Origin of the sequence: Oligoflexus sp., assembly GCF_035712445.1 — a bacterium.
Taxonomy (GTDB): Bacteria; Bdellovibrionota_B; Oligoflexia; order Oligoflexales; family Oligoflexaceae; genus Oligoflexus.
Genome location: NZ_DASTAT010000019.1, coordinates 1 through 4772 on the forward strand (window position 1 = coordinate 1; position 4772 = coordinate 4772).

At 51.0% G+C, this 4772-nt stretch carries 6 protein-coding genes and 1 rRNA gene; 3 read left to right on the plus strand and 4 right to left on the minus strand.

What is annotated here, in order from left to right:
- The coding region (locus VFO10_RS03785; RefSeq protein WP_325137343.1) for a hypothetical protein at nt 1-244 on the plus strand (244 nt) is incomplete at its 5' end.
- 10 nt (nt 245-254) lie between these two features.
- On the opposite strand, the gene VFO10_RS03790 is transcribed toward VFO10_RS03785, so the two are convergent.
- A complete protein-coding gene (locus VFO10_RS03790) occupies nt 255-1082 on the minus strand; it encodes an SDR family oxidoreductase (protein ID WP_325137344.1) in 828 nt (275 codons plus the stop codon).
- 90 nt (nt 1083-1172) lie between these two features.
- Nucleotides 1173-2075 (minus strand): glycosyltransferase, encoded by a 903-nt coding sequence (locus VFO10_RS03795; RefSeq protein ID WP_325137345.1) that lies wholly within the window; start codon nt 2073-2075, stop codon nt 1173-1175.
- 443 nt (nt 2076-2518) lie between these two features.
- Here VFO10_RS03795 and VFO10_RS03800 point away from each other — a divergent pair, with 443 nt between their 5' ends.
- Both VFO10_RS03800 and VFO10_RS03805 read left to right on the plus strand, forming a co-directional pair.
- Nucleotides 2519-2848 (plus strand): hypothetical protein, encoded by a 330-nt coding sequence (locus tag VFO10_RS03800; RefSeq protein ID WP_325137346.1) that lies wholly within the window; start codon nt 2519-2521, stop codon nt 2846-2848.
- A 318-nt stretch (nt 2849-3166) separates the two neighbouring features.
- Nucleotides 3167-3508 (plus strand): hypothetical protein, encoded by a 342-nt coding sequence (locus VFO10_RS03805; protein ID WP_325137347.1) that lies wholly within the window; start codon nt 3167-3169, stop codon nt 3506-3508.
- 94 nt (nt 3509-3602) lie between these two features.
- Here VFO10_RS03805 and VFO10_RS03810 read toward each other — a convergent pair whose 3' ends face one another.
- On the minus strand, nt 3603-4469 hold the full coding sequence (locus VFO10_RS03810) for a DUF4423 domain-containing protein (protein WP_325137348.1): 867 nt from the start codon (nt 4467-4469) through the stop codon (nt 3603-3605).
- A gap of 218 nt (nt 4470-4687) precedes the next feature.
- Nucleotides 4688-4772: ribosomal RNA gene (rrf, locus tag VFO10_RS03815) — 5S ribosomal RNA — on the minus strand; the annotation flags it as partial.

The following is a 4772-nucleotide window of genomic DNA, read 5'->3' on the forward strand; positions in this document are numbered from 1 at the left end:
AGAGATGCGCGCCGATTTCAAACTCATCAAAGACCGCCTGCCCCAGGCCAAACGCCTCATCCTCTGCACCAGCTGGTATCATTCCAGCCGCGCGCATTGGATCGCCGAGCGGGTCAACACCTTCGGCTATGAATTGAAATCCGTGCCGTCCCCTCGCCCCAAGATTTGGTATGCGAAGGAGCTGGATTTTCTCGCGGTTTACAATGAATACCTGAAGTGGGCCTTCTACCGGGCCCGCTATTGATGACCTATCTTCAGCCCAGGCTCTTGGCCATCATCTGCTCGACCATCGAACGGGGCACCATAGGTGGTTTCGTCAGCCACTGACCGCCATCGACGACCAGGGTATGGCCTGTAATATAAGACGCCGCTGATGAAGCCAGAAACACTGCGGCCATCCCGATCTCACTGGTTTCACCAAAGCGACGAAGAGGAATATCCTTCTTCATTTTCTCGCCCGTATCACCGGGTGCAAGCCGCTTCATGCCTTCCGTATCACCGATTGGTCCCGGCGCAATCCCGCAAACGCGGATGCCTTCCGGGCCCCATTCCGTGGCCAAATTCACGGTCAAGGCATCCACACCGGCCTTCGCCGCCGAGACATGCGCTTGGAAGGGCGTTCCCACGTAATGCAGCGTCGCAGAAATGTTAATGATAAGGCCATGGGTGTCGCGCAGATATTTATAACCGTAGCGACACATATTGAAGGTTCCGTTCAGATCAATATCCACGACCGTTTTAAAACCGTTGGGGCTCAAAACCTCAGGCGGGCACAGGAAGTTACCAGCCGCGCCGTTGACAAGGATATCTATTTTTCCCAGGGCATGAGCCGTGGCATCAAGAGCGGCCAGACACGCTTCGGGATTTCGGACATCACCACCTTTGAAGAAGGTCTTCACGCCCAGCTTGCTGAGTTCAGTGCAGGCTTTCTCCAGCACATCCTCACGCCGCCCCATCATCGCGATATCTGCGCCGTGGGATGCCAGGGCCTTGGCCACACCAAAATTGATGCCGCTGCCGCCGCCTGTGATAAATGCGACCTTGCCTTTCAGAATATCGGAGCGAAATGGAGAGATCGTCATAAGTATCCCTTTCTGCCTTGGATCGTGTGAGGGTTGCCTTGGAAAAGGAACACCATTCAGCGCGTGGCAGCAAGGGATTTTTCAGAGGTGTTAATGTGGCGAGAGGCGTCCACCTTGCAGACGTTCCAGATCCTGCCGCAGGCGCAGGCCCCAGGCGTCGCCCTTCAGGGGGTGTACAAGATAATACCTGTTCGCCTGAATAAATTCCGGCCCACCCTTATGAGGATTGATCGCCATGTCACAGGCCCAGTCCGGGACCAGCTCGGCAAGATCCACAAGGGGGTGATTCAGGGCTTTGACGAGCACATTGCTCATCACATCCTCGCCAAACACGAGGCCCAGGCCTGCGAGAGGTTTCCGATCCAGCCACCCCCGTCTTGCCCATTCCCTGAGTGTGACGCCCGCAATAATTTGAAAAGGACCACCGATAAAGCGGCGTCTGAAACCATTCATAATCGCCCGCAGACCCATGTCCCACCACCAGACCGGTTTCATCCGCTTCAGTTCCCATTTATGCTCCACCACCCCATTCACCTGGCGACGACGGAATCCAAAGGGAAAGATATCGGCGAGCAGCTGTATAAAATCCCGACCACGGAATTCAGCAAAGGTTCCCACCATGCCCTCTTTCGGCAAAAGGTCTGATTCAAAGATTCCGGCCAGATCCTTGCGATTGAAAAAGAGATCGGCGTCCACACGCAGAATATAATCAAACTCCATGGTGTTCCGCGCCAGATGCCGGAATGCAAAGAGCGTTCTATCCATGGCTCCACGAAAGCCCGAGGATCTTTCATTGCGAATGACTTCGAACGTCACACGTTCCCGCTCTGAAAATGCAGCCTGAAGACTTTGTCCTACAAAGCTAGGCGAGGCATCATCCAGTATAAGGACATGCACGTCATGGCTTTGCAAAATGTCGAGCAATTGCCTCAAGGTCTGTTGAGCAAAGGCTTTTTCCGCCTCATAAACCCCGAAAAAAACGCCGATTTTCATGAAGTCACCTGGTTGCAAAGGTAAAGTCTTAGAGGCACTCCATAGCATGATGCTTAATAATGGCTTGAATCGGCCTTGCCCAGTGACATCGGAACACGATTTTACGGGGATTTTTCTTTCATATTTTTACGGGTATGTTCTGCAGAAATTTTGATTCAACGAACAAAGAAGGTGGAGAATAGTCGAATTGTTTAGGGATCAATGAATTTGTCGGGTGGAATTAGGAATTCGACCCTTATAAAAGGCCTACTCCAAGCAGAACTCCAGTGGAGATGGAAATGACAATTGATCCCGAAAATTCCCCTCTTGAACGTCTTACTGTCCTCTCAAAAAGTGTCCATGATGCTATCGCGGAGATCTTCTCAATGGCCTACGCCCAGGTTCATAGCCAAATTCCTCAACCCTTACCTGACTCTGGACCGGAAGTCAGACTGGTTGAGAACATGCTGTGGATCAACCGCATCCTTGTGCCTCTCGCTTCGCGGCAAAAGACTTTGACCCTGATTCAGGCCTTCTTCCGAAGTCCAAGCCTGACGCTCTCCAAGGCCGAGATCGCTTCGGCTGTCTATGGTATCCAGAAGGATGCCAGCCCGAGGTATATTGAGGCGCAGGAAATCAATCTCACCAAGCTCCTGAGTCGTACGCGTTCGTTTCTTGAAGATTCGCTCGCGCATACCTATCAGACTCCACCCCTCGATTGGATCGTCTTTGACATCAAGACCCGAAGGTATCGTCTCTACAAAATAAGAACGGACCTTGGTGAGACTCACTGATCTCCAGCTGCTGGGTGAATAAGGGGAACAGGGAAGGTCCCCATGACATGAGGTTCATGATTCAGGACCAATTCACTTTGGCTTTCCGCCAGTAAAACGTCATCTGAAATTATTATATCCACGATGCAGGTGCGGAATGGTAAAGAGACATCTTAACCTAATGAAAATTTAGGCACGAAAGATATTGTCGTTATCGACGAGATCCAAAGGATTTCAGAACTTTTGAACGAGGTTCATCGCCTCATTGAAACCAAGAGGAGCGGCTTCTATTGACAGGCCGTAGTGCCAGAAAGCTCCGTCGGTCGGGAAGTAATTTACTTGCGGGACGAGCGTTACGCCTTTATGTTTCCCCTCACCTGGCAGGAACTTAATCAGTCTGGACAATTTAGTCTTGAACGCTATCTACCGAATTTGTCGGCCAGTGCTCCCGCCATAATCTCATTGCGAAGCTTTGAGATTTGGCTGGTGGTGAAGGCCGACAAATTCGGTAGACTCAGAGAAGGGCTCACTTTTTGGCGAACCAAACATCAGCAGGAAGTGGACTTCATCATAGGCGATGAGGTCGCGGTCGAAGTAAAAGTTCCAAACGAGTCAGCGACCGCGATCACAGCGGACTTAAAGCCTTGGGAGAGGAAAAGACCTGGAGACGCCGCATCATAGTCTCCCTTGATTCGCAGAAGATGCACTTCGATTCAGGCATTGAGCACCTATTCTGGCAAGACTTCGTGGAACAGTTATGGAAAGGCAAGATTGCCTAGGATGTGGGAAGAGAGACTCGCTGATCTCTAGAGTCCGGGTGAGTAAGCGGAACAAGAAAGGTTCCCATTACGTAAGCCTCATGACCTAAAACCGATTCTTCTTGGCTCTCCGCCAGGTTCCGAGCGAGAGCTTTTAATTGCTTAGCGACTTTAGCGGAGTCATCGGGGGACATCGTAAAGAACGCCGAGTAGAAATGCCGCTCATCGGCCGTATGTGTCTCCAAGCATTTCAGGGCATGATGCATGCCTTTCTTGTGGAGCTCACGAATATCGTAGGCATTCCCTGCATCGCCGATCTCCACAAAGCGAAGTTTGGAATCATGGCCGTCGGCAGAGCGTTCAATCCAGCCTATGCTTTGCAGATCATCGAGCATCTGCTGTAAGTCTTTTTCGGAAACTCCCAGTCGTTTCTGCAGCGCTTCGTTGGTTTTTATTTCCCCTTCGATTCCTAGAATGAGCTTAAGGATCAGGGGCTTTAGAGACCAGGAATTCAGCATTCGATGAGGCACTTCGGCCTTCAGAAACAAATGTTCTTCCCTGACTTTTCGAGCCGTCAGGTAATTGGGGTGATAAGGATCTCCGGGTGCCTCGATCTCAGACAAGGCCAGATTCAAAAAATAGCTTTCAACCGGCTCCGGTTTCTGCAGATTAAAAGAGATTTTGTAGATATTGGATTTGGAAAAGTGGGATTTGCGGGAAAGAACGGACGATAGGCAAGAGACAGGAACTTCCAAGTCCCTCGCAAACGCACGCATCGAGTAAAGTTCCTTCCTGGCACAACGCGCGTCCAACTCATGCTGAAGAATGTCGCGATAGTTTCGGATGGCAAGAAGGTCTCTATCGTGTTGCGTAAGCGCGGTCATGCATTAAGTCCCATGTGTGTGTCTTAAACGGATGTCGTACCAGACATTTCAAAAGACATTTCATCACGGAAAACATTGCGACCGTTCTGTATAATTTTTCATCAAGATGGAAGACGGAACTCACCCGTGTGTCTGTTGTCGTCACCCCGCGGGAGCGGAAAGCACTCAACGCACAAAACCCCTGGCGGATTTCTCCATCAGGGGTTTTGCTATTTTTAAGGCTGCACCGAGCTACTCTCCCACAGTTTAAACTGCAGTACCATCGCCGCTGAAGAGCTTGACTTCCGTGTTCGGGATGGGAAC